Here is a 25424-nt window from a genome sequence, read left to right as displayed (position 1 = left end):
CAGGGGGGACCCTGTGGGAGAGTAGGACGCCGCCGAACAATCATTGTGGGAAAGCCCCGCACCTTTATGGTGCGGGGCTTTTCTGCGTTCAGGACAGCGGTCCCACCCCCTGTGTACGAGCAGGCCCGTGGCTGAGGGTAGGGTCAGGGGGCATCGTTGGCACATTCCGCACAGGAGGCCCCCGGGTGGAGGTCCAGGAGACCCGCGTTCAGACGGACCGGGTACTCACCATCCCCAACATCCTCAGCATGGCGCGTCTTCTTGGCGTGCCTCTCTTCCTGTGGCTGATTCTTCGCCCCGAGTTCGGGGGCCCCAAGAGTGATGGCTGGGCATTGCTGGTGCTGATGCTCAGTGGCGTCAGCGACTATCTCGACGGCAAGCTTGCCCGCAGATGGAACCAGATCAGCACCCTCGGTCGGATTCTGGATCCGGCCGCTGACCGTCTCTACATCCTCTCCACCCTCGTCGGGCTGACCTGGCGGGAGATCCTGCCCATCTGGCTCACCGCGGCCCTGGTGGCGCGGGAACTGATGCTGCTCGTGATGGTGGGTATCCTCCGCCGGCACGGCTATCCGCCTCCCCAGGTGAACTTCCTGGGCAAAGCAGCTACCTTCAACCTGATGTACGCCTTCCCGTTGCTGCTCCTCAGCGACGACAAGGGGTGGCTTGCGTCACTGGCTGCTATTTTCGGATGGGCGTTCGCGGGATGGGGTACAACTCTGTATTGGTGGGCAGGGATCCTGTATGTGGTCCAGGTCCGCCGCCTCGTCAAGGCGGATGCAGTGGCCGATTGACCTCGTCGATGCGATGCCGTGCAGTGTTGCCGGCCGCGCATGACGCCAGAAGCGCCAATTTGGACGGGTGAAGTCGGCTAGACCGTCGTCTCTTCAAGGAGGACGCTTCCGACATGAAGGCCGTCGTGATGGCCGGTGGCGAAGGAACTCGACTTCGCCCAATGACCTCGAGTATGCCCAAGCCGCTCCTGCCAGTGGTCAATCGGCCGATCATGGAGCATGTGCTGCGGTTGCTCAAGCGGCATGGGCTCAATGAGACCGTCGTGACCGTGCAGTTTCTCGCCTCACTCGTCAAGAACTATTTCGGCGACGGCGAAGAACTCGGGATGGAGCTCACCTATGCCAATGAGGAGAAGCCACTCGGCACTGCGGGGAGCGTGAAGAACGCCGAGGAGGCGCTGAAGGACGATACGTTCCTCGTCATCTCCGGTGATGCGCTGACCGACTTCGACCTCACCGATCTGATTTCCTTCCACAAGGAGAAGGGCGGACTGGTCACGGTATGTCTGACCCGGGTGCCGAACCCCCTGGAATTCGGTATCACCATCGTGGACGAAGGGGGAAAGGTCGAGCGCTTTCTGGAGAAGCCGACCTGGGGACAGGTTTTCTCGGACACCGTCAATACGGGCATCTACGTCATGGAGCCCGAGGTATTCGACTACGTCGAGGCCGATGTTTCCGTGGACTGGTCCGGCGATGTGTTCCCACAGCTCATGAAGGAAGGCAAGCCGATCTACGGCTATATCGCCGAGGGCTACTGGGAGGACGTGGGCACACACGAAAGCTATGTGAAGGCACAGGCCGATGTCCTCGAGGGCAAGGTCGATGTGGAGATCGACGGGTTCGAGATCTCGCCGGGTGTCTGGGTCGCGGAAGGCGCGGAAGTGCACCCGGACGCCGTGCTGCGCGGTCCGCTGTACATCGGTGACTACGCCAAGGTCGAAGCCGAAGCGGAGATCCGCGAGCACACGGTGGTCGGGTCCAACGTGGTCGTCAAGAGTGGCGCCTTTCTCCATAGGGCCGTGATCCACGACAACGTGTACATCGGGGAGCACTGCAACCTTCGGGGCTGCGTGATCGGCAAGAACACCGACATCATGCGTGCCGCGCGCATCGAGGACGGTGCCGTGATCGGTGATGAGTGCCTCGTGGGCGAAGAATCGATCATCCAGGGCAATGTGCGGGTCTACCCGTTCAAGACCATCGAGGCGGGCGCGTTCGTCAACACCTCGGTCATCTGGGAGTCGCGAGGTCAGGCGCATCTCTTCGGGGCTCGTGGCGTCACCGGAATCCTCAATGTGGAAATCACCCCCGAGCTGGCGGTGCGGCTGGCAGGTGCCTACGCCACCACCCTCAAGAAGGGGGCGACCGTCACCACGGCGCGTGACCACTCCCGAGGTGCCCGCGCGCTGAAGCGGGCCGTGATCTCGGCGCTGCAGACCAGCGCCATCGACGTACGAGATCTGGAGAACGTGCCACTGCCGGTCGCGCGTCAGCAGACCGCGCGCGGCAGCGCCGGCGGCATCATGATCCGTACCTCGCCGGGTGTGCCTGACTCCGTGGACATCATGTTCATCGACGAGCGCGGGGCGGACCTCTCACAGGCCGGGCAGCGGAAGCTGGACCGGGTGTACGCGCGCCAGGAGTACCGGCGTGCGTTCCCGGGCGAGATCGGGGATCTGCACTTCCCGTCCAGCGTCTTCGACTCGTACACCGGCTCACTGCTGCGCAATGTCGACACCTCGGGCATCGCCGAATCGGGGCTCAAGGTCGTCATTGACGCGTCCAACGGCAGCGCCGGACTTGTGCTGCCCAACCTGCTCGGACGGCTCGGCGTGGACGCCCTGACGATCAACCCCGGGCTCGACGAGTCCCGGCCCACCGAAACGGGGGACACCCGCCGGTCCGGGTTGGTACGCCTGGGCGAGATCGTGGCCTCCGCACGGGCAGCCTTCGGGGTGCGCTTCGACCCCGTCGGCGAGCGTCTGTCCCTCGTTGACGAACGCGGAAAGATCGTCGAGGACGATCGGGCGCTGCTGGTGCTGCTCGACCTGGTCGCGGCCGAACGGCGCAGCGGGCGGGTGGCTCTGCCGGTGACGACCACCAGGATCGCCGAGCAGGTGGCGGCCTACCACGGCACACAGGTGGAGTGGACGACCACATCGCCCGACGATCTGACGCGTGTGTGCCGGGAAGAGACCACCATCTTCGGCGGAGACGGCCGCGGTGGCTTCATCGTTCCGGAGTTCAGCAGTGTCTTCGACGGCTTCGCGGCCTTCGTACGGCTGGTCGGCCTGGTGGCTCGTACACAGCTCACGCTGAGCCAGATCGATGCCCGGATTCCGCGGGCGCATGTACTGCGGCGCGATCTGGCGACGCCGTGGGCGGTCAAGGGGCTGGTGATGCGACGCGTCGTCGAGGCGGCCGGCGACCGGGACGTCGATACGACCGACGGGGTGCGGGTCGTCGAGCCCGATGGCCGCTGGGTCATGGTCCTTCCCGACCCCGCGGAGGCCGTCACTCATTTGTGGGCCGAGGGCCCGGACGACGCCTCGGCGCAGGCGCTGCTCGACGAGTGGGCCACTGTCGTGGACAGCGCGGGTCTCTAACGTGGGGCTGGTGTGTCGGAAGTTGTCTGTGGACGGCTTCCGGCACACCGGTGGGGCCATTCGGCGGTAGCAGCTGCGACGTGCGACGATGTGCGGCATGTCGCAGCAGCCCCCCGTTCGGAGCACCGGCTCTCCACCTCCGCGTCCCGATGCGTCCATGTCGCTGCTGACCAACGTGATGGAGCACAGCCTCGACGACGGATACGCGGAGGCGACGGCCCGCCGGGCGGAGGAAGGCGGCGGACTGCCCCGTACGCTGCGTGCGAAGCTCGGTCTCGCCGCCGGCCTCGTACTGGCGGCCGTGGTCGTCACCGTCGGAGCCGCGCAGGCGCGGATATCTGCACCGGTCGTGGCGAAGGAACGCGAGGAGCTCATCAGCCGTATCGATGCGGAGACCACCACGGCGGACGAGCTCGAGCACAGTGTCGACAAGCTCCGTGACCAGGTGGGGGACCGGCAGCGGAAGGCGCTCAAGACCGGGGGCGGGGGCCAGGGGGAACTTGTCGCGCTGCTCTCCGGTGCCACTGAGGTCGAGGGGCCGGGCGTGAAGCTCGTCGTCGACGATGCGAAGGACACCCAGCAGGGCGGCGACGGACCGCGGGAGAGCAGCGGTTTCAATGACACGGGACGGGTACGGGACCGCGATATGCAGCGGATCGTCAACGGCCTGTGGGAGTCCGGTGCGGAAGCCGTCGCCATCAACGGGCAGCGGCTGACGGCCCTGTCTGCGATCCGTGCGGCGGGCGACGCCATACTGGTCGACAACAAACCGCTGGTGCCGCCGTACACGGTGCTTGCGGTGGGGGACGGGAAGAAGCTGAGCACCGCCTTCCAGGACAGTGCCGACGGACAGTATCTGCACGCGTTGCAGGAGAACTTCGGTATCCGCACGAGCATTTCCAACGAGGAAAAGCTGCGTCTGCCGGCGGCGCCGAGCTTGATCGTACGTACAGCAGAGCCGAAGACCGCCGACGCCGGGAAGGGCAACGGGCCGGGCACGGCTGACACAGGGAAGGGCACATCGTGATCGCCGTACTGGGCCTCGTCGTGGGAGTCGTGGTCGGACTGTTGGTCCGACCCGAGGTACCGGCGGTGGTCGAGCCCTATCTGCCGATCGCTGTCGTCGCGGCTCTCGACGCGGTATTCGGTGGCCTGCGGGCCATGCTCGACGGCATCTTCGTCGACAAGGTCTTCGTCGTCTCCTTCCTGTCGAACGTGGTGGTGGCCGCGCTGATCGTGTTCCTGGGCGACAAGTTGGGCGTCGGTGCCCAGCTGTCCACGGGTGTGGTGGTGGTGCTCGGTATCCGGATCTTCTCCAACGCTGCCGCGATCCGCCGGCATGTCTTCCGGGCGTGAGGCCGATGAACAGCGAAGAGAACCCGAAGGGCGAGGAGCCGCAGGCGGAGGCACCGCCTGCCGAGGAGCCCGAGCAGCTGACCGGCCGGCAGCGGCTCGTTGCGGTGTTGTGGCCGCCCCGGGTCACGCGCGCTCAACTCATTGTCGCTTTGCTGCTGTTCGTCCTCGGCCTTGGGCTCGCCATCCAGGTCCGTTCGAACAGCGACAACAGCGCGCTGCGTGGCGCCCGCCAGGAGGACCTGGTGCGCATCCTCGACGAGCTCGACAACCGCACCCAGCGGCTCGAGGACGAGAAGCAGCGCCTGGAGGACCAGCGCACCGAGCTGGAGACCAGCTCGGACCAGGCCGAAGAGGCGCGCAAGCAGACGCTGCAGAAGGAACAGCAGCTGGGCATTCTGGCCGGCACGGTCGCGGCGCAGGGACCGGGCATCACACTGACCATCGAGGACCCGTCCGGCACCGTCGAGTCGGACATGCTGCTCGACACGATCCAGGAGCTGCGCGCCGCGGGTGCGGAAGCGATCCAGGTCAACAACATCAGGGTCGTCGCGGACACACACTTCACCGGCACCGGCGGCCATATCGAGGTGGACGGCAAGCCGATCACCGCGCCGTACACCTTCAAGGTCATCGGCAAGCCGCAGGATCTTGAGCCCGCCCTGAACATCCCGGGCGGTGTGGTGCAGACGCTGGAGAAGGAGCAGGCCACGGCCACGGTGACGCGGTCGGAGAAGATCGTTGTGGATGCCGTGCGGCCCGCGAAGCGGCCTCACTACGCTCGGTCGTCATCGCGGTGAGGCGGCGGCGCATGAGGTCCGGTGGACAAGGGCATGAGGGTTCGGGGGGTCGGCACACAACAAGCGTGGCGCGTGGTGGAAACTGTCTGGTGGTTACGGACGTTGTGAGGATGTCCGGGTCGGCAGGTGTGATCATTCAGGGTTCGTCCTGCCCCACGGGCGGGTCTATTTGGGTCAAGGGGAATCGCCCGTGAAGTTGTTTGGGAAGTTGTTCGGCAAGAGCGCACGCGAGGACGGCGGCAACGCCCGGCACCGCGCGCCGCGCCATGGCCAGAGTGAGGAGCAGGGTGCGGAGCGGCCGCTCTTCCGGGATGAGGTCGCCGGTCCGGGCGGTGACATTTCGGGCGGTCAGGGCGCGTCATCTGTTGACCCTGCCGGTCCCGGCCGCATAGGTTTCGGGGAACCATCAACCTCAAGTACGGGTGGAGGGTTTGCCTCCGACCCGTATGCGACCAATCCCCACGCGGGGCAGCCGCGGCAGGAGGATCCGTCCATGTCGGCCTTGGTTTGTACGAGGTGTGGGCACCGCAATGCCGAGGCCAGTCGGTTCTGCTCCAACTGCGGTGCGCCGCTGCGGGGCGGAGCGCCGGCGGAGCGCGCCTCGGAGACGACCTCGACGATCTCCATTTCCGGCATCGAGGCCTACGACGCCGAGGTGACGGGGCAGACCGCCGTTCCTTCGCTCTCGCCCGAGGCCCAGGCGGCCGTCGACGCGCTGCCGCTCGGCTCGGCGCTCCTCGTGGTGCGCCGCGGTCCGAACTCCGGCAGCCGCTTCCTGCTGGACGGTGAGCTGACCACGGCCGGCCGCCACCCGCAGAGCGACATCTTCCTCGACGACGTGACTGTCTCGCGGCGTCATGTGGAGTTCCGCAGGGGTCCTGACGGCCGCTTCAGCGTCGGCGACGTCGGCAGTCTGAACGGGACGTACGTCAACCGAGAGCGGATCGACTCGGTCCTGCTGTCGAACGGCGACGAGGTCCAGATCGGCAAGTACCGGCTGGTCTTCTACGCAAGCCAGCGGGGCGTGTGACCCTTCCCCGGACTCCGTCCGGGGGGACCCCCAGGAAGGTACATGCTGCGAACACCGACGGGCGGTGCCGGTCACGGCACCGCCACCGCGGGCAACCGGCTGATGAGTATCGGTACGGTGCTCAGTCAGCTGCGCGACGAGTTTCCCGAAGTCACGATCTCCAAGATCCGCTTTCTGGAGGCCGAAGGGCTGGTCGAGCCGCGGCGGACGCCGTCCGGGTATCGCAAGTTCAGCCCGGAGGACGTGGAGCGGCTGGCGCAGGTGCTGCGGATGCAGCGGGACCACTATCTTCCGCTGAAGGTCATCCGGGAGCATCTGGACGCCCTGGGGCGCGGTGAGCAGGTGCAGCTGCCCGCGCAGGGCGAGCAGCGGGAACTGCTCGACGGCGCCTGGGGTTCCGATTCCGATTCGGGGCGTCCGACCGCTGCCCGGGTGGGTCGGGCTGAACTTCTCGCCTCCGCCGAGGTGAGCGAGGAGGAGGTGGCCGAGTGGGAGTCGTACGGCCTTCTCGCGCCGGACGAGGACGGCGCCTATGACGCCGAGTCGGTGACCGTGGCCAGGCTTGTCGCGGATCTGGGGAGATTCGGACTCGAGCCGCGGCATCTGCGTGCCATGAAAGCCGCTGCCGAGCGTGAGGCCGGGCTCGTCGAACAGGTGGTGGCACCTTTGCGGCGGCACCGTAATCCGCAGACCAGGGCCCATGCCGAGGCGACCACGAAGGAGCTTGCGGCCCTCTCCGTACGGCTCCATGCGGCCCTGGTGCAGACGGCACTCGGAGTACGGCTTCACTGATCATGGGGGAGCCCGACTACCCAAACCGGTCGGGCACGTCCTAGGGTTGCTGTGTGAACGAGCTCGACGTTGTGGGTGTCCGGGTTGAAATGCCCTCGAACCAACCGATCGTGCTCCTGCGTGAAGTGGGAGGCGACCGGTACCTCCCCATTTGGATCGGTCCCGGGGAGGCGACCGCCATTGCCTTTGCCCAGCAGGGCATGGCTCCCGCCAGGCCGCTGACCCATGACCTCTTCAAGGATGTGCTGGAGGCGGTGGGCCAGGAGCTCACCGAGGTCCGCATCACTGACCTGCGTGAAGGGGTCTTCTACGCGGAGCTGGTCTTCGCCAGCGGAGTCGAGGTGAGCGCCAGGCCGTCCGACGCCATAGCGCTGGCCCTGCGCACCGGTACGCCGATCTACGGCAGTGACGGGGTGCTCGACGACGCGGGAATCGCCATCCCGGACGAGCAGGAGGACGAGGTGGAGAAGTTCCGCGAGTTCCTCGATCAGATCTCGCCGGAGGACTTCGGGACCAACAGTCAGTGACCGCTGATCCGGGCTCCGTTGGCAGATTCGAGTAGCCTTTCCCCGAATGGGGGCACGGGAAACCACTCTCAGGGTGATTATCACTCGGCGTGCCGAGTGTGGCGATCGTTGACGCACCCCTGGCGACTGCCTACCGTCGAGATGGCAGGTCAAGGACGGAGGTCGGCGTGAGAAGCAGCGGCGACGGTACGGCGGCGGGCGGGCCGTATCCGCTTCACGACAGTGCGGCCGACCTCTCTGCGGAGACGATCGGCTACCGCGGGCCTACCGCGTGTGCGGCGGCAGGCATCACCTATCGGCAGCTCGACTACTGGGCGCGTACCGGCCTGGTCGAGCCCAGTGTGCGTTCGGCATACGGCTCCGGAACCCAGCGGCTCTACAGCTTCCGCGATGTGGTCGTCCTCAAGATCGTCAAGCGTTTCCTGGACACCGGCGTCGCGCTGCAGAACATTCGTGCCGCGGTGCAGCATCTGAGAGCCCGCGGCTTCACGGATCTCGAACGTATGACGCTCATGAGCGACGGCGCGACGGTCTACGAATGCTCCTCGCCCGACGAGGTGGTCGATCTGCTCCAGGGCGGCCAGGGGATCTTCGGGATCGCCGTGGGCGTGGTGTGGCGGGACGTCGAGGCCGCGCTCTCGCAGCTGCATGGCGAGCGGGTCGACACCGGCGAGACCCTGGTCGGGAACAATCCCGCCGATGAGCTGGCCAGACGCAGGCGCGACCGGGCCGTCTGAACACCCGGTTGTCAGTGGCGTAGGGCAGCATCGGAGATGTGAGAACCGCGCCGACGATTCTGCATCTGGACATGGATGCCTTCTTCGCCGCCGCCGAACAGGCGGCGAAGCCGAGTCTGCGTGGGAAGCCCGTGGTGGTCGGCGGGCTTGGGCCGCGCGGAGTCGTCGCCACCGCCTCGTACGAGGCCAGACGCTTCGGTGTGCACTCGGCGATGCCGATGGCGCAGGCCAGGCGGCTGGCGCCGAATGCCGCGTATCTCGTGCCGCGCTTCTCCCTCTACCGGGCCATCAGCGAACAGGTGATGGAGCTGCTGGGCAGGCTCTCGCCGCTGGTGGAGCCGCTGAGCCTGGACGAAGCCTTTGTGGACCTGGAGGCGGGCGGCTCGGCCGACGACTCGGAGTCGGCCAGGAGGACCGGTGAGCGGCTGCGCGCCGATATCCGAGCGGTCACAGGGCTCACCGGTTCGGTCGGGCTGGCGGGCTCCAAGATGCTCGCCAAAATCGCCTCCGAGCAGGCAAAACCCGACGGTCTGGTGCTCATGGAGCCCGGCATGGAGCGCGAGCTGCTCGGGCCGATGTCCGTGCGGACGCTGCCCGGGGTGGGGCCGGCGACCGGGGAGCATCTGCGGCGGGCCGGAATGACGACCGTGGCCGATCTGGCGGAGGCGGGCGAGGACGAGCTCGTACGGCTGCTGGGCAAGGCGCACGGAGCCTCACTGTTCCGGATGGCCGTGGGGCACGACGACAGGCCGGTGGTGGCCGAGCGGGATGCGAAGTCGGTATCGGTGGAGGACACCTTCGACGTGGATCTGCACGACCGCGTGCGGGTGCGGATCGAGGTGGAGCGGCTCGCCGAGCGGTGTGTGCAGCGGCTGCGGTCGTCCGGGCACTCGGGGCGGACCATCGTGCTGAAGGTGCGGCGGTACGACTTTTCAACGCTGACGCGCTCGGAGACGCTGCGCGGACCGACGGACGACCCCGCGGTGGTGCGGGAGGCCGCCGGGCGGCTGCTGGAGGCCGTGGACACCACGGGCGGGGTGCGGCTGCTGGGGGTGGGCGTCACCGGGCTCGCGGACTACACGCAGGAGGATCTGTTCGCCCAGGCTGCCGCCGGTGAGCGGGCCGAGGCCGCGGATGCGGACGGCGATCCGGAGTCGCACAAGGCCGACGAGGCGGCCGGCGCAGCGGGTGCGGAGTCGGAGGCGCCCGCCGAGCGGCGCTGGCTGGCCGGGCAGGACGTACGGCATGCCGAGTACGGGGCGGGGTGGGTGCAGGGCAGCGGGGTGGGGCGGGTCACGGTGCGGTTCGAGGAGCCGGGGTCGCGGCGGCCGGGGCGGGTGCGCACGTTCATGGTGGACGACCCGGATCTGGGGCCGGGCGATCCGCTGCCGCTGGTGGCGCTGCCACCGGCAGCGGACGCCGCCGGTCAGTCCTCCCGGCCCGCCAGTCGGCCGAAGTCCCGGTCGGGGCGGGAGCCGGGGCCGCGGCGGGAGCCGGACTCCCCGTCGGACGGGGCGGACGGGGCGGACGGGTCCGAGGGGTCTGAGGGGTCGGAGGAGGCAGCGGGCGTCTCGGGAGGCTCGGAGAGTTCGAGTCCGTAGTGGTGGTAGAGCTGGAGCTCCTGCTCGGGAGAGAGATGGCGGCCCACGCCGAAGTCGGGGGCATCCTTGATCAGCGCGCGTTCGTACGGGACGTGCAGGGTGTCGTCGACGACCTTGCTGGGCTCGAGCGGGACGAAGGCGTCCCGGCTGAAGAGGCCCGTGCGCACAGCCGCCCACTCGGGCGCCCCTGTCGCATCGTCCAGATACACCTCGTCCACAGTCCCGATCTTGGTGCCACTGCGGTCGAACGCCTTGCGGCCGATCAGGCTGCGCGGATCGATATCGGTCTGCACGGTCCCTCCAATAGGTCGCAACTGCTGTTTAAATACTACAAAAGTGCACATTGGTGGTATCGGCCACTCGAGCGATCGGCGAGGGGGCGCGCTGGTACGCTGGCAAACGGCTGCTGACCCCGTGCGGGAGAGTCCTCCGGTGAAAGTACCGGTGGCGCCGAAGGAGCAAATCCTCCCCGGAATCTCTCAGGCCCCTGTACCGCACGGACGAGGTCACTCTGGAAAGCAGGGCGGGCGTCGGACGGCATCCGCTCTCACCGACGGTGAAAGTCGGCGTGCCTTGTGCGCGCCGGTGAAGCTCTCAGGTTGAGATGACAGAGGGGGAGGCCGTCCGGGCATCCGCGCCGTGGTGCCCCTCGTAGGTCGTGTCTGACCAGGAGGCCTCCTTAATGACCGCCAACCGCATTCCGCTCTCCCAGTTGGAGCGAGGCACCCCCTTCGAGCAGCGCCACATCGGGCCCGATGTCGAGGCCCAGGCCAAGATGCTCGCGCAGGTGGGATACGGCTCGCTCGACGAGCTGACCGCTGCCGCGGTGCCCGATGTGATCAAGAGCGCCGAGGCGCTGAACCTCCCGGGCGCTCGCACCGAAGCCGAGGTTCTCGCCGAGCTGCGCACCCTCGCCGACCGCAATCAGGTGCTGGCGCCGATGATCGGCCTCGGGTACTACGGCACCTTCACGCCGCCGGTCATCCTGCGCAATGTCATGGAGAACCCGGCCTGGTACACCGCGTACACGCCGTACCAGCCGGAGATCTCGCAGGGCCGGCTCGAGGCTCTGCTGAACTTCCAGACGATGGTGGCCGATCTGACCGGCCTGCCCACCTCCGGCGCTTCGCTGCTCGACGAGGGCACCGCCGCCGCCGAGGCCATGTCGCTCGCCCGCCGGGTCGGCAAGGTCAAGGACGGCGTCTTCCTGGTCGACGCAGACGCCCTGCCGCAGACCCTCGCGGTGATCCAGACCCGCGCCGAGCCGACCGGCGTCGAGATCGTCACCGCGGATCTGAGCGAGGGCATTCCGGCCGAGATCGCCGAGCGCGGCGTCTTCGGCGTGCTGCTGCAGTACCCGGGCGCCTCCGGTGCCGTTCGGGACATCAAGCCCGTCGTCGAGCAGGCGCACGAGCTCGGTGCGATCGTCACCGTCGCCGCCGATCTGCTGGCGCTGACCCTGCTCACCTCGCCCGGCGAGCTGGGCGCCGACATCGCCGTCGGCACCACTCAGCGCTTCGGAGTCCCGATGGGCTTCGGCGGTCCGCACGCCGGCTACATGGCCGTACGCGACAAGTTCGCCCGCAGCCTGCCGGGCCGACTCGTCGGCGTCTCCGTGGACGCGGACGGCAACAAGGCCTACCGGCTCGCGCTGCAGACCCGTGAGCAGCACATCCGCCGGGAGAAGGCCACCAGCAACATCTGCACCGCCCAGGTGCTGCTCGCCGTCATGGCGGGGATGTACGCGGTCTACCACGGTCCGGAGGGCCTGCGGTCGATCGCACAGCGCACCCACCGCTATGCGGCGCTGCTCGAGGCGGGGCTGCGGGACGGCGGTGTGGAGGTCGTGCACGGTTCCTACTTCGACACGGTGACCGTCCGGGTGCCGGGCAAGGCCGCCGAGGTCGTCGCCGCCGCACGCGAGGGCGGGGTCAACCTCCACCTCGTCGACGGTGACCAGGTCTCCATCTCCTGCGACGAAACCACCGGACGTGCACAGCTGTCCGCCGTCTGGTCCGCCTTCGGCGTCGATGGCGACATCGAGGCGCTCGACGAGACCACTGCGGAAACGTTGCCCCAGGCTCTGCTGCGGACCGACGACTACCTCACGCACCCCGTCTTCCACCAGCACCGTTCCGAGACCGCCATGCTGCGCTACCTGCGCAGGCTCGCCGACCGTGACTACGCGCTGGACCGCGGCATGATCCCGCTCGGCTCCTGCACCATGAAGCTGAACGCGACCACCGAGATGGAGCCGGTGACCTGGCCGGAGTTCGCGCAGATGCACCCCTTCGCGCCGGTCGAGCAGGCCGCCGGGTACCTCACGCTGATCCGCGAGCTGGAGGAGCGCCTCGCCGAGGTCACCGGGTACGACGCGGTGTCCATCCAGCCCAACGCCGGTTCGCAGGGCGAGCTCGCGGGCCTGCTCGCCGTACGCGCGTACCACCGCGCCAACGGCGACAGCCAGCGCACCATCTGCCTCATCCCGTCCTCCGCGCACGGCACCAACGCCGCCAGCGCCGTGATGGCGGGCATGAAGGTCGTCGTGGTGAAGACCGCCGACGACGGCGAGGTGGACATCGAGGACCTCCGCGCCAAGATCGAGCAGTACCGCGACGAGCTGTCCGTGCTGATGATCACCTACCCGTCCACACACGGTGTGTTCGAGGAGCACGTCGCCGACATCTGCGCGCAGGTGCACGACGCCGGCGGCCAGGTGTACGTCGACGGCGCCAACCTCAACGCGCTGGTGGGCCTCGCCAAGCCGGGCAAGTTCGGCGGCGACGTCTCGCACCTCAATCTGCACAAGACCTTCTGCATCCCGCACGGCGGCGGCGGTCCGGGCGTCGGCCCGGTCGGTGTACGGGCGCACCTCGCCCCGTACCTCCCGAACCACCCGCTCCAGCCGACCGCGGGACCGGAGACGGGCGTAGGACCGATCTCGGCCGCCCCGTGGGGCTCGGCAGGGATCCTGCCGATCTCCTGGGCGTACGTACGTCTGATGGGTGGCGAGGGCCTCAAGCGCGCGACGCAGGTCGCCGTGCTCGCGGCCAACTACATCGCCAAGCGACTGGAGCCGCACTACCCGGTGCTCTACACGGGCCCGGCCGGACTGGTCGCGCACGAGTGCATCGTGGACCTGCGGCCGCTGTCGAAGGCCACCGGCGTCAGCGTCGACGACATCGCCAAGCGCCTGATCGACTACGGCTTCCACGCGCCGACGATGTCCTTCCCGGTGGCCGGCACGCTGATGATCGAGCCCACCGAGAGCGAGGACCTGAACGAGATCGACCGCTTCTGCGACACGATGATCGCGATCCGCGGCGAGATCGAGAAGGTCGCCTCGGGCGAGTGGCCCGCGGAGGACAACCCGCTGCGCAACGCCCCGCACACGGCGGCCGCGCTCGGCGGGGAGTGGGAGCACGCCTACAGCCGGGACGAGGCCGTCTTCCCGGCCGGGGTGAGCGCCGCGGACAAGTACTGGCCGCCGGTGCGCAGGATCGACGGTGCGTTCGGCGACCGTAACCTCGTCTGCTCCTGCCCGCCGCTGGACGAGTACGACAACTGACGCGCGGAGCACATGCGTCGGGGCCGGTACGGAGAGAAGTCTCCGGCCGGCCCCCTTGTCGTACCGACGGCGCCTCAGGCGGCCGTCATCACCTGCCCGGTCTCCCGCGCCCGGTGCGGAGCGATGATCTGCCCGTCCGGCAGCAGCTCACCGGTGTCCTCGAAGAGCAGGACGCCGTTGCACAGCAGGCTCCAGCCCTGTTCCGGGTGGTGCGCCACGAGACGGGCTGCTTCCCGGTCGGCTGAGTCGGATGTAGGGCAGAGTGGCTGGTGCTGGCACATGGGTGGGTTCTCTCGCTGCGTTGTAGTGAGTGTCCTGCGGCTTGATGAGGTGTTCATGGCCGCCCCCCGTATCTGTCGGTCCGCTCCCAGTGTTGCCCCACGGGCGTCATTCCGCAGGGATTTCGCGGCAGCTCTTCTTACTGGTTAATGACGTATCACCCGGGCGGACGGTTCAGCTCAACTCCATTGTCCTTTCGGGTGGTTCGAGGGGGCCGGTATGGGCTAGTCCGGATGGGGCAGGAGTGCGCCCCGCGACCGGGTGGTCACGGGGCGCGACGTGCGGTTTTTCAGGCGGGTGAGCCGAGCAGCGGGGCAGGGGCAAGCCGCAGCGTCATCACCGGCAGCAGGTCGGCGACGCGGTGCGGACGGTGCGCCGCGATGCCGGGTGGCGCGGGGGCCAGCGGCACCAGTACGTCCGTGGGCAGGGGTGTGCCGGATGAGGCGTCGGCGTCCGTGTCCCCGTGCAGCCAGAGCGTGAGCATGTAGAGCTCGGGAATGGAGAGCAGGCGCGGCTGGAAGGGAGTGTGCATCGACTCGGCCTGGCGCAGCGCCCGTTCGGTGGAGCTGAGGTAGGGGCCTTCGAAGAAGTGCGAGAAGGTCCAGCCGTCGGCGGTGAGCATCGTCTCCGCCGCGGCCACGGCTCGTTCGCCGCTGCGGATCAGGAAGCGCCAGCCGGCGAGGCGGGTGGAGGGGGCACCGCCGCTCGGCACGATCTGGTCCAGTACGTGGACGGGTAGCGGCAGTTCGGGGCTCAGCGGGCCCTGGGCGGACCTGAGAGCTGGTGTGCGAGCCTCGCGGACGGCTGTGGGAGAACCGAGTGCCATGAGGACGGTGCGCAGGGCAGGCGCGGGAGCCGGGGGGACATGCAGCGGCATGGTGGGTCGCCTCTCACTTCGGAGACACGTTGGAGCGTGGGCAGGTGCGGACGGCACTGTCAGCGTGCGGGGCCAGAGGGGGGCCGGAAAGGCCACCGGGCGCCAACTCTCTACCTCGTTTGCAGAGTTTATACGACACGTGTTCTCACAGTGTTTCTGCTAGCGGTCCCACGTATTTCCGGCAAGGCGGTATCAGGTCCTTCTCCGGCGGCCTTTCTGTCGACATTTCGGGAAGACAGGGCTGCGGCCTGGGATTCTACCTGCGGCGCGGACGGCTGAAACCAGTCGGTGTTTTTTACGAGGCATCGGGCAGTGGTAACTGCGTACTGCACCATGCCTAAGGAATGTGCCACTGGAGTCTCTGACCACACTACCGGTCGCGCGCTGCGCGTGGGGCGTTATGGATCAGTCCGTCTGGGCATTATCGTCCGAGACGCGAGCGGTCGATGCTGCGTGGTGCCCACTCGAGGAAGGACGCTTCGATGGGGGAGAAGGTCGTGGCAGGCGGATCCGACCTGTCCGATCGGCAAAGGTACCGGAGGAAGTTGCAGCAGTGCCTCGCGGGACTGGGCCGACTGCTGGCCGAGAAGAGGTTCGACCGGCCAAAAAATCTCATGGGGCTGGAGATCGAGCTGAATCTCGCAGGTGCCGACGGGCTGCCGCGGATGATGAATAAGGAAGTGCTGGAGCGTATCGCGAGCCATGATTTCCAGACCGAGCTCGGCATGTTCAACCTGGAAGTAAATATCGTTCCGCACCGGCTGGGCGGGCGCGTACTCGATCAACTTGCCGAGGAGCTGCGCACAGGCCTCGGTTATGCCCACCGCAAAGCGAACGAGGTCGGCGCGGGGATCGTGATGATCGGAATTCTTCCGACGCTCGCCCAGCACGACCTGGTCTCCGCGAACCTCTCGGACGTCGACCGGTACAAGCTGCTCAACGAGCAGATCGTCGCCGCGCGGGGCGAGGACTTCGCGCTCGACATCGAGGGCGTGGAGCGGCTGAGCTGCACCTCGACGTCGATCGTTCCCGAAGCCGCCTGCACCTCCGTGCAGTTGCACCTCCAGGTGACGCCCGGACGCTTCGCAGATGTGTGGAACGCCGCGCAGGCGGTGGCCGCCGTACAGATCGCGGTCGGCGCCAACTCGCCCTTCCTGTTCGGCAAGGAGCTGTGGCGCGAATCGCGGCCACCGCTGTTCCAGCAGGCCACCGACACCCGCCCGCCCGAGCTCCAGGCACAGGGCGTACGGCCGCGGACCTGGTTCGGCGAGCGGTGGGTGGACTCGGCGTACGACCTCTTCGCGGAGAACCTGCGCTACTTTCCGGCCCTGCTGCCGATCTGCGACGACGAGGACCCGCTGCGGGTGCTCGACGACGGCGGTGTGCCCGGACTGCAGGAGCTCGTCCTGCACAACGGCACGGTCTACCGCTGGAACCGGCCGGTGTACGGAGTCGCCGACGGCGTACCGCATCTGCGGGTGGAGAACCGCGTGCTGCCCGCCGGCCCCACGGTCACCGATGTGATCGCCAATGTCGCCTTCTACTACGGGCTCGTGCGTGCGCTCGCCGAGGAGGCCAGGCCGGTGTGGACCCGGCTGCCCTTCGCCGCCGCGGCCGAGAACTTCGACACCGCGTGCCGGCACGGCATCGACGCAGAGCTTCTGTGGCCGCGGCCCGGCCGGGCCGGCGGAATCACGCAGGTGCCGGCCGTCAAACTCGTACGCGACGAACTGCTGCCGCTGGCCGCGGCGGGACTCGATGCCTGGCATGTCGAGCCCGCGGACCGCGACTTCTACCTCGGCGTGATCGAGGAGCGGTGCAGACGGCGTGTGAACGGGGCTTCGTGGCAGGCGGAGACCTACCACCGGGCGTTGGAGGCCGGACTGGAGCGGGACGCCGCCCTCGCGGCCACCACCCGCCGCTACTGCGAGCTGATGCACGAGGGCGAGCCGGTGCACACCTGGCCGGTCGGCTTCCCCGGCCCTCATTCCTGAGCGGCTTGCCCGTCTGCCCGTCTGCCCGTCTGCCCGTCTGCCCGACCGCCATGAGCGCTTCGAGGATCACGGCCCGGATCTCGGCGGGGTCGCGCACCTGGTACCCGGCGCCGCCCGTGGCCTTGGCGATCCGGTCGACCCCTGGTGGTCGGCACCCGGGGGTGGCTCTGCGCGGCGATTCCCGTTTCCCCGCGGCTGCCGCGAGGACGAGCATCGTGGCGATGGCGATGGCGATGGCGATGGCGATGGCGACCGTGCGCCGACGCACGCGCGGCCCGGACCTGCCTGCGTCCGTCGGGTCGTCGTCGGGCAAACTGTGACGTCACATGCGGTGGTGCCCCTCGTTGAACGATGAGCAAGGAAAAGGGGACCGGCGTCATCGCAGTGACACTCGTCCCCCGGCCTGTCGCGCGGGATTTTCGTACCTGTATTCGAGACCCTGACGGGGCGACGATGGGGATGAGGCGGATTACTCAACTGGAGGCAGGTGTGCAGGCGGAGGCGGGACGCGTGGCTGATTCTCTTCCTCGAGAGATCATGTCGCGAAGGATCTTGCGGTCCGAGACGCTTCTCGTACTGGCGCTCTCGCTGGGCGCAAGCGGAGTGTCGGCGCTGATCAGTTTTGTCGGTTCGGTGACGAAACCCGGTGGTCTCAAGGACCAGGCGGCGACGCTGAACAAGTCGTACGCCCCCGGGCGGCCGTGGCTCGATCTCGCCTGGCAGCTCTTCGATATCGCGACGGCGCTGGTGCCCGTCCTGCTCGTCGCGCATCTGCTGCTGCGGGAGGGCGCCGGTCTGCGGTCGATCGGCTTCGACCGGACCAGACCCTGGTCCGATCTGGGGCGGGGCGCGCTGATCGCGGCAGGCATCGGCGGCGCCGGGCTGGCCTTCTACCTTGTGGCGCGGGCCGCCGGGTTCAACCTCACCGTGGTGCCCGAAGCGCTGCCCGAGGTGTGGTGGAAGTACCCGGTGCTGATCCTCTCGGCGATCCAGAACTCCGTACTGGAGGAAGTGATCGTGGTCGGGTATCTGCTGCGCAGACTCGGGCAGTTGGGCTGGACGCCGATGGCCGCGCTGGTGGCGAGTTCGGTGCTGCGCGGCTCGTACCACCTCTACCAGGGCATCGGCGGCTTCGTCGGCAACATGGTGATGGGTGTGGTGTTTGTGCTGCTCTACCGGCGGTGGCGCCGGGTCGGGCCACTGGTGGTGGCGCATGCGCTGCTCGACATCGTGGCCTTCGTCGGCTACGCGCTGCTGGCCGGGAAGGTGGGGTGGCTGCCCACTCCGTGACCGGCGGTGGGCATAGAGGGGCGTACGGCGGGTGCCGTACGCCCCTTGGTATGTGCGGCCTGGCGTTTCCCGTTGTCAGGGTGCGGTGAGCAGCTCGCCGTCGATGACGGTCACGGCCCGGCCGGTCAGCAGGGTGCGCTCGCCGCGCAGGGAGGTGCGGACCAGGCCGGAGCGGGCGGAGGCCTGAAGCCCGGTCAGATCGCTGCGGCCGAGGCGCGCCGACCAGAAGGGCGCGAGGGCCGTGTGCGCGCTGCCCGTCACCGGGTCCTCGTCGATGCCGACCCGCGGGAAGAAGCCGCGCGAGACGTAGTCGTAGCCGGAGACCGGGTCTTCGGCGGCGGCCGTGACGATGATGCCGCGCTCCGAGTGCGCCACGAGGGCGGGGAAGTCCGGTGTCAGCGCGCGTACGGTCCGCTCGTCGGCCAGCTCGACCAGCAGATCGCCGATGTGCGCGCCCGTGTCATGGACCGAGACCACCTTCGCGCCCAGTGCGTCGGCGACGCCGTCCGGGATGTCGACCGCGGTGAGCGGGGACGTGGGGAAGTCGAGGGTGAGCGTGCCGTCCTCGTGGGCGGTGGCGGTCAGGATGCCGCAGCGCGCGGCGAAGCGCACCGTGCCGCTCGCGGTGCCCGTGGTGTGCAGGACGTGTGCGGTGGCCAGCGTGGCGTGGCCGCACATGTCGACCTCGGTGGTCGGTGTGAACCAGCGCAGCGCCCAGTCGGCCTCGCCGCCGGATTGGAGGGGATGGGCGAAGGCGGTCTCCGAAAGGTTCACCTCCGTCGCCACCTGCTGGAGCCAGGAGTCGTCGGGGAAGCGGTCGGAGTCCAGCAGCAGGACTCCGGCGGGGTTGCCGGCGAAGGGACGGTCGGTGAAGGCGTCGACGATTCGAATCCGCATGCCGTGACCGTACGGGCGGGGCAAAGCCGCAGGCCAAGGCCAATTCGGAGTCGCTGGACCGATTAGGTGTTGCCAGGCGATGCATTCCGATATATCGTTGACGCATCGCGACAGATCAACGATGGAAGGAGCGTAGCGATGCGTTCACATGGACACGGTCAAGGACACGAACACGGGCATGGGCACTGCGGGCCCGGCCATCAGGGTCGGGGCGACTTCGAGGGGCGGCGCGCGGCATTCGGTCCGTTCGGACCGCCGTTCGGTGGGCCTTTCGGGGGCGGGCGTGGTCGTGGCGGCGGCAGGGGGAGGGCGCGGCGCGGTGATGTGCGTGCCTCGATCCTGGCGCTGCTGAAGGACCGGCCGATGCACGGTTACGAGATGATCCAGGAGATCGGCGAGCGCAGCGGCGGGGCCTGGCGGCCCAGCCCCGGCTCGGTCTACCCGACGCTCCAGCTGCTCGAGGACGAAGGTCTGATCACCAGTGAGAGCGAGGGCGGCAAGAAGCTGTTCACGCTCACCGACTCGGGGCGTACCGAGGCCGAATCGGGGCCGGAGGCTCCGTGGGAAGAGGCCGGGCGTGGAGTCGACTGGGAGACGGTCAACGAGATCCGGCAGGCCGGGTTCGGCCTGATGGAGGCGTTCGGCCAGGTCTGGAAGACCGGTACCCCCGAGCAGCGGCAGAAGGCCGTCGCCGTCATCAATGAAGCCCGTAAGAAGCTCTATCTGATCCTCGCCGGCGAGCACTGACTCGTGGCGCGATGAGGGCCCCGCACAGCCGTGCGGGGCCCTTCCCGTGCGTCTGGCGTCAGGCGATCAGCCCGCCCAGCTTGCGCAGCGATTCGTTCAGTGCGGCGGTCGCCGAGTCCTTGAGCTTGCCGGCCATCAGTGACACGGCGGCGCCGGTGAACTCTCCGTCGATCCGGACCTGCGTCGCGTCACCGTCAGGCGTGAGCGTGTAGCGGTTGCCGACGCTGACGCCCATCGGGCCCTTGCCCTTGATTCCCAGCACCCGGCCGGCCTCGAACTCGTCCACGGTCCAGGCCACTTCGGCGGGAAAGCCCATGAGCTTCATGTTTTCCTCGTACGTGGCTCCCAGTTCCAGCGTTCCCGGGCCGCCCTTGGGGAAGCTGGTGTGGGTGGCGTTCCACTGGCCGTAGGTGGTGAAGTCCGTCAGCTGGGCCCAGACCTTCTCGGCCGGCGCTTCGATACGGGCCTCGGCACTGACTTCGGCCATGCGACCACCCCTTCTCGTCGGGTTACGGTGTCGCGGAACGTAGCCGTACCAGCCCGAACATTCAATACTGATGAACAGTCAGATTCGGTCGATGTGGTGACCGTGGAATCGGATGGCAAGGCGGCGCGCGCCCCTCGGGGAGAACTGGCGGGATCTCATCCGTAAGGAGGAGAAACCGGTCGTGCGTGCCCAACTTCCGCGGGATGCGGAAATGGGACCAGGCGGGGACGCTCGGGCCTTGGCGAGCTGATGGGGTGGGAGATGTGCAAAGCCCTACCCCGCGGGTGCCTCAGCAGCCCGCCGCCACCCGTACAGAGCTCGACGCCAGGCTCACCGTGGAGCTGGCTTCGGTGGTCGCGGGCGCGCGCAGAAGGGCGCTGCGCGACGGCGACCGGCAGATCGACACGGCTCATCTGCTGCACTCGCTGATCGAGTCGGACCCCGAGGTGCGGACCGTCGTCGGCGACGGGCCTCAGGTCGCGCGGGTGCTCGGCTATCTCGTGCAGCGCAGTATCGGATACGGCCTGCGCTGGCAGGGTTCGGTGGAGGATTCCGGCACCGTTCCCGTTGTGCGGGAGGCGGATGCGGATGTCTCGCGGTGGTCGCCGTCGGCGGTCACCGCCATGGAGGGTGCGCTGCAGCGGGCCGAGCTGCGCGGCGACGCACGGGCCCGCGGCATTGATCTGCTCGCCTGCCTCGCCGTGGATCGCGAGAGCCGGGCGGTGGAGGTGCTCGGGCGGGCCGGGGTGGACGCGGCGCTGCTGGCCGGGCGGACAGCCGAGATGTCTCGACATGTGTCACCGGGGTGACGGTCCTGACTCCCACTGACATGATGTGCCGATGCACGCGTCTCAGGGAAGGAGCGCCGGCCTGGGACTCGCCCTGGGCTCGGCGTTCGCATTCGGTGGATCAGGTGTCGCGGCCAAGCCGCTGATCGAAGCGGGTCTCGACCCGCTGCATGTGGTGTGGCTGCGAGTGGCCGGTTCCGCGCTCGTCATGCTGCCGGTTGCCTGGCGCCACCGTGACCTGGTGCTGCGCAGGCCCGCACTGCTGGTCGGCTTCGGGCTTCTCGCCGTCGCGGGCGTACAGGCCTGCTACTTCGCGGCGATCTCCCGGATCCCGGTCGGTGTCGCCCTGCTCGTCGAATACCTCGGGCCCGCGCTCCTCCTCGGCTGGGTCCGCTTCGTCCAGCGCAGGCCCGTCACCCGGGCCGCGGCGGTCGGTGTGGTGCTCGCCGTCGGCGGTCTCGCCTGCGTTGTGGAGGTGTGGGCGGGGCTCACCTTCGACGCCCTCGGGCTGGTGCTCGCACTGGGCGCGGCATGCTGCCAGGTCGGCTATTTCGTCCTGGCCGACCAGGGCAGCGACGGGGACGACCCGGCGGATCCGCTGGGTGTGATCGCGTACGGACTGCTCATCGGCATGGTGGTGCTGACCGTGGTGGCGCGCCCGTGGGGCATGGACTGGTCCCTGCTGGGCGGCAGTGCGGACCTGGGCGGTACGCAGTTGCCCGCGGCGCTGCTGCTCGGCTGGGTCGTACTGATCGCCACGGTGGTCGCGTACGTCACCGGAGTTCTCTCGGTGCGGAAACTGTCGCCACAGGTGGCGGGCGTGGTGGCGTGCCTGGAGGCAGTCATCGCGACCGTACTGGCGTGGGTGCTGCTGCGGGAGCATCTGTCGGCGCCGCAGATCTTCGGCGGCGCGATGGTTCTGGTGGGAGCTTTCATCGCGCAGTCGCAGGCACCGAAGGCGCCGTCCGGGCCGGTGGCGGGCGGTGGGCCGGAGGGCGGGCCGGCCGAGTCGGCCGGAGCCCGGACGGAGTTGTCGGTCCCGCAGGCGGCGCCGTAAGGTGGCGATCATGCATTCGACCGTACTTCCGCCTCCTGCCGCCTAGCGCGGGCGGCAGTTCTCTGACGAAGACCGGGCTCGGGGTGTCCCCGAGCGGTTTGTCGCTGCCCGCGTGACGGAGCGAAGCGACCACCATCCCGTTCTTCACACGGAGAAGTCACGTGTCGGATCTTTCCACCCCTCTTTCTTCCGCTCCTGCTGTCGGCGTGCCATTGCCCGTCGGGCGGAGCCTCCTGTATCTGATCGTCGCCGGAGTGGCGTGGGGGACCGCGGGCGCGGCCGCCTCGCTGGTCTTCCAGGTGAGCGACATGGGTCCGCTGGCGCTGTCGTTCTGGCGCTGCGCGGGCGGACTCGTACTGCTGCTGGGCGCGCTGGTGTGGCGGGCGCGGCAGGCTACGGCGGATGGCGCTCCCGGGAGTCCTGCGGAACCGCGGCGCCGGCGGCTGCTGCGGATTCTCGCTACGGGGATCGGACTCACCGTCTTCCAGAGCGCCTACTTCGCGGCCGTCCAGGCCACCGGCCTCGCGGTGGGCACGGTCGTCACGCTGGGCGCGGGCCCTGTGCTCATCGCGGTGGGCGCGCGGCTGACGATGGGGGAGCGGCTCGGGCGGGGCGGCGTCATCGCCGTCACCGGGGCGCTGGTGGGTCTGATGGTCCTGGTGCTGGGCGGCGGGGGCGGCACGGTGCGACCGGTCGGGATCGCGCTCGCGGTGCTCTCCGCGGCCGGGTATGCGGCGATCACGCTGCTGACGCGTTGGCTCGGTCGTGACGGCGGCGGCGATTCGCTCTCCACGACGGCGTGGGCGTTCGCGATCGGGTCGGTGGGGCTGCTGCCGCTGGCGATCGGAGAGGGGCTGCTGCCGCACACGGCCGAACTCGGGCGTGTGATCTGGCTGCTGGTGTACGTGGCGGCGGTGCCGACGGCTCTCGCGTACGCGCTCTACTTCGCGGGGGCGGCCGTCGTCCGGGCCGCGACGGTCTCGGTGATCATGCTGCTGGAGCCGGTGAGCGCGGCCGCCATCGCGGTGACGGCGCTGGACGAGCGGCTGACAGCGGCGACAGTGGTGGGGACGTTGTTGCTGCTGGCGGCGGTGGCGGGGCTCGCGGTGGCGGAGGCGCGGGTCGCGGCGGTACGGAGAAGGGCGGCGGCGCCGGCGTAGCGGCCGGTGCAGGGTGCGGGGGGCAAACGCCCCGCACCCTGCACCGCGCACACCGACCGGACGTGCCCGTCAGCGTGCCGAAAGGTACCCCGGGACCGCGATCGAACCGTCGAGATCCTGCGCCGGGATCGGGGTGCCGTACGCGGTGAGCAGTGGGACCACTCCCGTCCAGTAAGGGAGCGTCGCGTCCTCCGGGTCGTCGTTCGGGCCGCCGGTGCGGATCTTGGCGGAGACCTCCGTCAGGTCCAGGCGCAGGACCGCCGTCGCCGCCAGCTCCTTCGCGTTCGCCGGGCGCGAGTCGCGTGAGCGGCCCGCCACAACGTGGTCCACCAGCGCGTCCAGGGCCGAGCGCTTCTCCTCGGGGTCGGTGACCTGATGGGCCGTACCGTGGACGACGACCGAGCGGTAGTTGAGCGAGTGGTGGAAGGCGGAGCGGGCCAGGACCAGGCCGTCGACATGGGTGACCGTGAGGCAGACGGCGAGGCCCGGGTCGGCCTCGCCCGCCATGCGCAGTGGGCGCGAACCCGTCGAGCCGTGCACGTACAGGTGATCGTCGACCCGGGCGTAGAGCGTCGGCAGGACGACGGGCGCGCCGTCGCGTACGAAGCCGAGATGGCAGACGTACGCCTCGTCGAGTATCGAGTGGACCTGCTCGCGGTCGTACGCGGCGCGCTCCCGGGCGCGTGTGGGGACGGTGCGATCGGTCGGCTCGTAGGCGTCCGGCATTGCGTACTCCATTGCACTAGTGCATAATCCTGTTTGTGCTAGGAGAGTATCGGATCGCCGGACGGCGTGCATCGGAGATTGCCGCGAGCGTTGAGCGCGCGGTCGGCGCGGGTGAGCTGGAACCCGGTCAACTGCTGCCACCCATGAGGGAGTTGGCGACCGAGCTCGGCGTCAACCCGAACACCGTCGCGTCCGCGTACCGGACCCTGCGCGACCGCGGAGTGATCGAGACCTCGGGACGCAAGGGCAGTCGGGTGCGCCCGCGGCCGGCCAGCACCGCGCGCGGAACCATCCGGGTCGAGGCGCCACCGGGGGTACGGGACCTGGGTCAGGGGAATCCGGACCCCGCGCTGCTGCCACCGCTGCACGATGCGCTCGCCGCCGCGGCCCGGCGCAATGCGGAGGAGCCCGGACTGTACGGACAGGCGCCCGTCGACGCGGAGTTCGCTCGGCTCGCGCGCGCCGGAATGGACGACGACGGCGTGCCCGACGGCCCGGTCGCCGTCACCTCCGGATCGCTGGACGCCATCGAGCGTGTCCTCGCCGCGCATCTCAAGCCCGGTGACGCGGTCGCCGTCGAGGACCCCGGCTGGGGAAGCCTGCTGGACCTGGTGCCGGCGCTCGGGCTGAAGCCCGTGCCGGTGGCACTCGACGACGACGGGCCGCTGGCGAGCGAGGTGGAGAAGGCGCTGACCGCAGGTGCCAGGGCGCTGATCGTCACCGGCCGGGCGCAGAACCCGACCGGCGCCGTGGTGAGCAAGGCGCGGGCGCGTGAACTGCGGGCCGTACTCGCCCGGTTCCCCCACACTCTGCTCATTGAGGACGACCACGGTCACGCCATCGTCGATCTGCCGCTGCACCCCCTTGCCGGAGTGACGGACAGCTGGGCCCTCGTACGCTCCACGGCCAAGGCCTACGGCCCTGATCTGCGCGTCGCCGTGCTGACCGGGGATGCAGTCACCGTCGACCGGGTCATGGGGCGGCAGCGGCTCGGACCCGGCTGGGTCAGCAGGCTGCTGCAGCGCGCGGTCGTGCACCTGTGGACGTCGGACGCCGTGGATCCGCGGGCCGTCGCGCGCTCGTACGGGGAACGGCGCGACGCGCTCGTACGGGCGCTGGCGGAGCGGGGGATCGAGGCTCATGGACGCAGCGGGATGAATGTCTGGGTGCCGGTCCCGGACGAGACGGGGGCGGTGGCGCGTCTGTTGCACGCCGGCTGGGCCGTCGCGCCGGGGGCGCGGTTCAGGATGGCGGCGCCTCCCGCTGTGCGGATCACCGTCTCGGACCTGGCGATGGACGACATCGGGCCTG

Annotated in this window: 24 protein-coding genes, 1 pseudogene and 1 riboswitch; of the genes and pseudogenes, 19 read left to right on the top strand and 6 right to left on the bottom strand. The window is 68.9% G+C overall.

Features of this window, described 5'->3' with window-relative positions; translation table 11 throughout:
• Nucleotides 1-185: 185 nt before the first annotated feature.
• The 10 genes from ACFWDI_RS38615 to ACFWDI_RS38570 all read left to right on the top strand — a co-directional run bounded on the left by ACFWDI_RS38615 (nucleotide 186) and on the right by ACFWDI_RS38570 (nucleotide 10243).
• Nucleotides 186-794: a CDP-alcohol phosphatidyltransferase family protein gene (locus tag ACFWDI_RS38615; protein ID WP_327322182.1), complete on the top strand. Its 609-nt coding sequence runs from the start codon at nucleotides 186-188 to the stop codon at nucleotides 792-794.
• A 113-nt stretch (nucleotides 795-907) separates the two neighbouring features.
• A complete protein-coding gene (locus ACFWDI_RS38610) occupies nucleotides 908-3403 on the top strand; it encodes a sugar phosphate nucleotidyltransferase (RefSeq protein ID WP_385311514.1) in 2496 nt (831 codons plus the stop codon).
• A gap of 97 nt (nucleotides 3404-3500) precedes the next feature.
• Nucleotides 3501-4430: a DUF881 domain-containing protein gene (locus ACFWDI_RS38605; protein WP_385311512.1), complete on the top strand. Its 930-nt coding sequence runs from the start codon at nucleotides 3501-3503 to the stop codon at nucleotides 4428-4430.
• Nucleotides 4427-4759: a small basic family protein gene (locus tag ACFWDI_RS38600; protein ID WP_003970459.1), complete on the top strand. Its 333-nt coding sequence runs from the start codon at nucleotides 4427-4429 to the stop codon at nucleotides 4757-4759. The genes ACFWDI_RS38605 and ACFWDI_RS38600 overlap by 4 nt, the downstream gene beginning before the upstream one ends.
• A gap of 5 nt (nucleotides 4760-4764) precedes the next feature.
• On the top strand, nucleotides 4765-5556 hold the full coding sequence (locus ACFWDI_RS38595) for a DUF881 domain-containing protein (RefSeq protein ID WP_327322179.1): 792 nt from the start codon (nucleotides 4765-4767) through the stop codon (nucleotides 5554-5556).
• An 82-nt stretch (nucleotides 5557-5638) separates the two neighbouring features.
• Nucleotides 5639-6586 (top strand): FHA domain-containing protein, encoded by a 948-nt coding sequence (locus ACFWDI_RS38590; protein WP_385311520.1) that lies wholly within the window; start codon nucleotides 5639-5641, stop codon nucleotides 6584-6586.
• A gap of 42 nt (nucleotides 6587-6628) precedes the next feature.
• Nucleotides 6629-7378 (top strand): MerR family transcriptional regulator, encoded by a 750-nt coding sequence (locus ACFWDI_RS38585; RefSeq protein WP_385311510.1) that lies wholly within the window; start codon nucleotides 6629-6631, stop codon nucleotides 7376-7378.
• A gap of 53 nt (nucleotides 7379-7431) precedes the next feature.
• The gene (locus ACFWDI_RS38580) at nucleotides 7432-7905 is read left to right on the top strand and encodes a bifunctional nuclease family protein (protein WP_006123076.1); all 474 of its coding nucleotides are present in this window, start codon (nucleotides 7432-7434) and stop codon (nucleotides 7903-7905) included.
• A 167-nt stretch (nucleotides 7906-8072) separates the two neighbouring features.
• Nucleotides 8073-8642, top strand: coding sequence for a MerR family transcriptional regulator (locus ACFWDI_RS38575; RefSeq protein ID WP_385311508.1), 570 nt, complete (start codon nucleotides 8073-8075; stop codon nucleotides 8640-8642).
• 38 nt (nucleotides 8643-8680) lie between these two features.
• Nucleotides 8681-10243, top strand: a complete 1563-nt coding sequence (locus ACFWDI_RS38570; protein WP_385311506.1) for a DNA polymerase IV — start codon at nucleotides 8681-8683, stop codon at nucleotides 10241-10243.
• A 143-nt stretch (nucleotides 10244-10386) separates the two neighbouring features.
• Here ACFWDI_RS38570 and ACFWDI_RS38565 read toward each other — a convergent pair.
• Nucleotides 10387-10587: pseudogene (locus ACFWDI_RS38565) on the bottom strand (PRC-barrel domain-containing protein); the annotation flags it as partial.
• Between the two features lie 63 nt (nucleotides 10588-10650).
• A riboswitch (glycine riboswitch) is annotated at nucleotides 10651-10748 on the top strand.
• A gap of 177 nt (nucleotides 10749-10925) precedes the next feature.
• Between ACFWDI_RS38565 and gcvP the strand changes: the two are divergent.
• The gene (gene gcvP, locus ACFWDI_RS38560; protein ID WP_385311504.1) at nucleotides 10926-13811 is read left to right on the top strand and encodes an aminomethyl-transferring glycine dehydrogenase; all 2886 of its coding nucleotides are present in this window, start codon (nucleotides 10926-10928) and stop codon (nucleotides 13809-13811) included.
• A 74-nt stretch (nucleotides 13812-13885) separates the two neighbouring features.
• Here the strand turns inward: gcvP and ACFWDI_RS38555 are convergent, their stop codons facing one another.
• Both ACFWDI_RS38555 and ACFWDI_RS38550 read right to left on the bottom strand, forming a co-directional pair.
• Nucleotides 13886-14092: a DUF5999 family protein gene (locus tag ACFWDI_RS38555; protein ID WP_326648482.1), complete on the bottom strand. Its 207-nt coding sequence runs from the start codon at nucleotides 14090-14092 to the stop codon at nucleotides 13886-13888.
• A gap of 287 nt (nucleotides 14093-14379) precedes the next feature.
• On the bottom strand, nucleotides 14380-14967 hold the full coding sequence (locus ACFWDI_RS38550; protein WP_385311502.1) for a hypothetical protein: 588 nt from the start codon (nucleotides 14965-14967) through the stop codon (nucleotides 14380-14382).
• 482 nt (nucleotides 14968-15449) lie between these two features.
• On the opposite strand from ACFWDI_RS38550, the gene ACFWDI_RS38545 reads away from it, so the two are divergent.
• The 3 genes from ACFWDI_RS38545 to ACFWDI_RS38535 all read left to right on the top strand — a co-directional run bounded on the left by ACFWDI_RS38545 (nucleotide 15450) and on the right by ACFWDI_RS38535 (nucleotide 18251).
• Nucleotides 15450-16961: a glutamate-cysteine ligase family protein gene (locus tag ACFWDI_RS38545; protein ID WP_385311500.1), complete on the top strand. Its 1512-nt coding sequence runs from the start codon at nucleotides 15450-15452 to the stop codon at nucleotides 16959-16961.
• A gap of 50 nt (nucleotides 16962-17011) precedes the next feature.
• Entirely contained in the window at nucleotides 17012-17281 is a 270-nt protein-coding gene (locus ACFWDI_RS38540; RefSeq protein ID WP_385311498.1) for a hypothetical protein, read from the top strand.
• Between the two features lie 169 nt (nucleotides 17282-17450).
• Nucleotides 17451-18251, top strand: a complete 801-nt coding sequence (locus ACFWDI_RS38535; protein ID WP_385311519.1) for a CPBP family intramembrane glutamic endopeptidase — start codon at nucleotides 17451-17453, stop codon at nucleotides 18249-18251.
• Nucleotides 18252-18326: 75 nt separating this feature from the next.
• Here the strand turns inward: ACFWDI_RS38535 and ACFWDI_RS38530 are convergent, their stop codons facing one another.
• The gene (locus tag ACFWDI_RS38530) at nucleotides 18327-19148 is read right to left on the bottom strand and encodes a PhzF family phenazine biosynthesis protein (RefSeq protein ID WP_385311496.1); all 822 of its coding nucleotides are present in this window, start codon (nucleotides 19146-19148) and stop codon (nucleotides 18327-18329) included.
• 138 nt (nucleotides 19149-19286) lie between these two features.
• On the opposite strand from ACFWDI_RS38530, the gene ACFWDI_RS38525 reads away from it, so the two are divergent.
• Nucleotides 19287-19895, top strand: coding sequence for a PadR family transcriptional regulator (locus tag ACFWDI_RS38525; protein WP_385311494.1), 609 nt, complete (start codon nucleotides 19287-19289; stop codon nucleotides 19893-19895).
• A 58-nt stretch (nucleotides 19896-19953) separates the two neighbouring features.
• Here the strand turns inward: ACFWDI_RS38525 and ACFWDI_RS38520 are convergent, their stop codons facing one another.
• Nucleotides 19954-20382, bottom strand: a complete 429-nt coding sequence (locus ACFWDI_RS38520; protein ID WP_362694329.1) for an SRPBCC family protein — start codon at nucleotides 20380-20382, stop codon at nucleotides 19954-19956.
• A 263-nt stretch (nucleotides 20383-20645) separates the two neighbouring features.
• On the opposite strand from ACFWDI_RS38520, the gene ACFWDI_RS38515 reads away from it, so the two are divergent.
• The 3 genes from ACFWDI_RS38515 to ACFWDI_RS38505 all read left to right on the top strand — a co-directional run bounded on the left by ACFWDI_RS38515 (nucleotide 20646) and on the right by ACFWDI_RS38505 (nucleotide 23387).
• Nucleotides 20646-21191, top strand: coding sequence for a Clp protease N-terminal domain-containing protein (locus ACFWDI_RS38515; protein ID WP_385311492.1), 546 nt, complete (start codon nucleotides 20646-20648; stop codon nucleotides 21189-21191).
• A gap of 31 nt (nucleotides 21192-21222) precedes the next feature.
• Nucleotides 21223-22227, top strand: coding sequence for a DMT family transporter (locus tag ACFWDI_RS38510; protein ID WP_385311491.1), 1005 nt, complete (start codon nucleotides 21223-21225; stop codon nucleotides 22225-22227).
• A 212-nt stretch (nucleotides 22228-22439) separates the two neighbouring features.
• Nucleotides 22440-23387, top strand: a complete 948-nt coding sequence (locus ACFWDI_RS38505; protein WP_385311517.1) for a DMT family transporter — start codon at nucleotides 22440-22442, stop codon at nucleotides 23385-23387.
• Nucleotides 23388-23456: 69 nt separating this feature from the next.
• On the opposite strand, the gene ACFWDI_RS38500 is transcribed toward ACFWDI_RS38505, so the two are convergent.
• Entirely contained in the window at nucleotides 23457-24113 is a 657-nt protein-coding gene (locus ACFWDI_RS38500) for a pyridoxamine 5'-phosphate oxidase family protein (RefSeq protein WP_385311489.1), read from the bottom strand.
• A gap of 35 nt (nucleotides 24114-24148) precedes the next feature.
• Here ACFWDI_RS38500 and ACFWDI_RS38495 point away from each other — a divergent pair.
• A partial coding sequence (locus ACFWDI_RS38495; RefSeq protein ID WP_385311487.1) for an aminotransferase class I/II-fold pyridoxal phosphate-dependent enzyme occupies nucleotides 24149-25424 on the top strand: 1276 nt, incomplete at its 3' end.

Source organism: Streptomyces sp. NPDC060064 (assembly GCF_042736455.1).
Taxonomy (GTDB): domain Bacteria; phylum Actinomycetota; class Actinomycetes; order Streptomycetales; family Streptomycetaceae; genus Streptomyces.
Note: the sequence above shows the minus strand (reverse complement) of the source record. Positions and strands in the feature narration are given on the sequence as shown.

Excerpts from the sequence above, each read along its gene's own strand:
- ACFWDI_RS38610 (WP_385311514.1), top strand. The coding sequence starts at position 908 with ATGAAGGCCGTCGTGATGGCCGGTGGCGAAGGAACTCGACTTCGCCCA.
- ACFWDI_RS38605 (WP_385311512.1), top strand. The coding sequence starts at position 3,501 with ATGTCGCAGCAGCCCCCCGTTCGGAGCACCGGCTCTCCACCTCCGCGT.
- ACFWDI_RS38595 (WP_327322179.1), top strand. The coding sequence starts at position 4,765 with ATGAACAGCGAAGAGAACCCGAAGGGCGAGGAGCCGCAGGCGGAGGCA.
- ACFWDI_RS38585 (WP_385311510.1), top strand. The coding sequence starts at position 6,629 with ATGCTGCGAACACCGACGGGCGGTGCCGGTCACGGCACCGCCACCGCG.
- gcvP (WP_385311504.1), top strand. The coding sequence starts at position 10,926 with ATGACCGCCAACCGCATTCCGCTCTCCCAGTTGGAGCGAGGCACCCCC.
- ACFWDI_RS38555 (WP_326648482.1), bottom strand. The coding sequence starts at position 14,092 with ATGTGCCAGCACCAGCCACTCTGCCCTACATCCGACTCAGCCGACCGG.
- ACFWDI_RS38550 (WP_385311502.1), bottom strand. The coding sequence starts at position 14,967 with ATGCCGCTGCATGTCCCCCCGGCTCCCGCGCCTGCCCTGCGCACCGTC.
- ACFWDI_RS38545 (WP_385311500.1), top strand. The coding sequence starts at position 15,450 with ATGGGGGAGAAGGTCGTGGCAGGCGGATCCGACCTGTCCGATCGGCAA.
- ACFWDI_RS38540 (WP_385311498.1), top strand. The coding sequence starts at position 17,012 with ATGAGCGCTTCGAGGATCACGGCCCGGATCTCGGCGGGGTCGCGCACC.
- ACFWDI_RS38530 (WP_385311496.1), bottom strand. The coding sequence starts at position 19,148 with ATGCGGATTCGAATCGTCGACGCCTTCACCGACCGTCCCTTCGCCGGC.
- ACFWDI_RS38525 (WP_385311494.1), top strand. The coding sequence starts at position 19,287 with ATGCGTTCACATGGACACGGTCAAGGACACGAACACGGGCATGGGCAC.
- ACFWDI_RS38520 (WP_362694329.1), bottom strand. The coding sequence starts at position 20,382 with ATGGCCGAAGTCAGTGCCGAGGCCCGTATCGAAGCGCCGGCCGAGAAG.
- ACFWDI_RS38510 (WP_385311491.1), top strand. The coding sequence starts at position 21,223 with ATGCACGCGTCTCAGGGAAGGAGCGCCGGCCTGGGACTCGCCCTGGGC.
- ACFWDI_RS38500 (WP_385311489.1), bottom strand. The coding sequence starts at position 24,113 with ATGCCGGACGCCTACGAGCCGACCGATCGCACCGTCCCCACACGCGCC.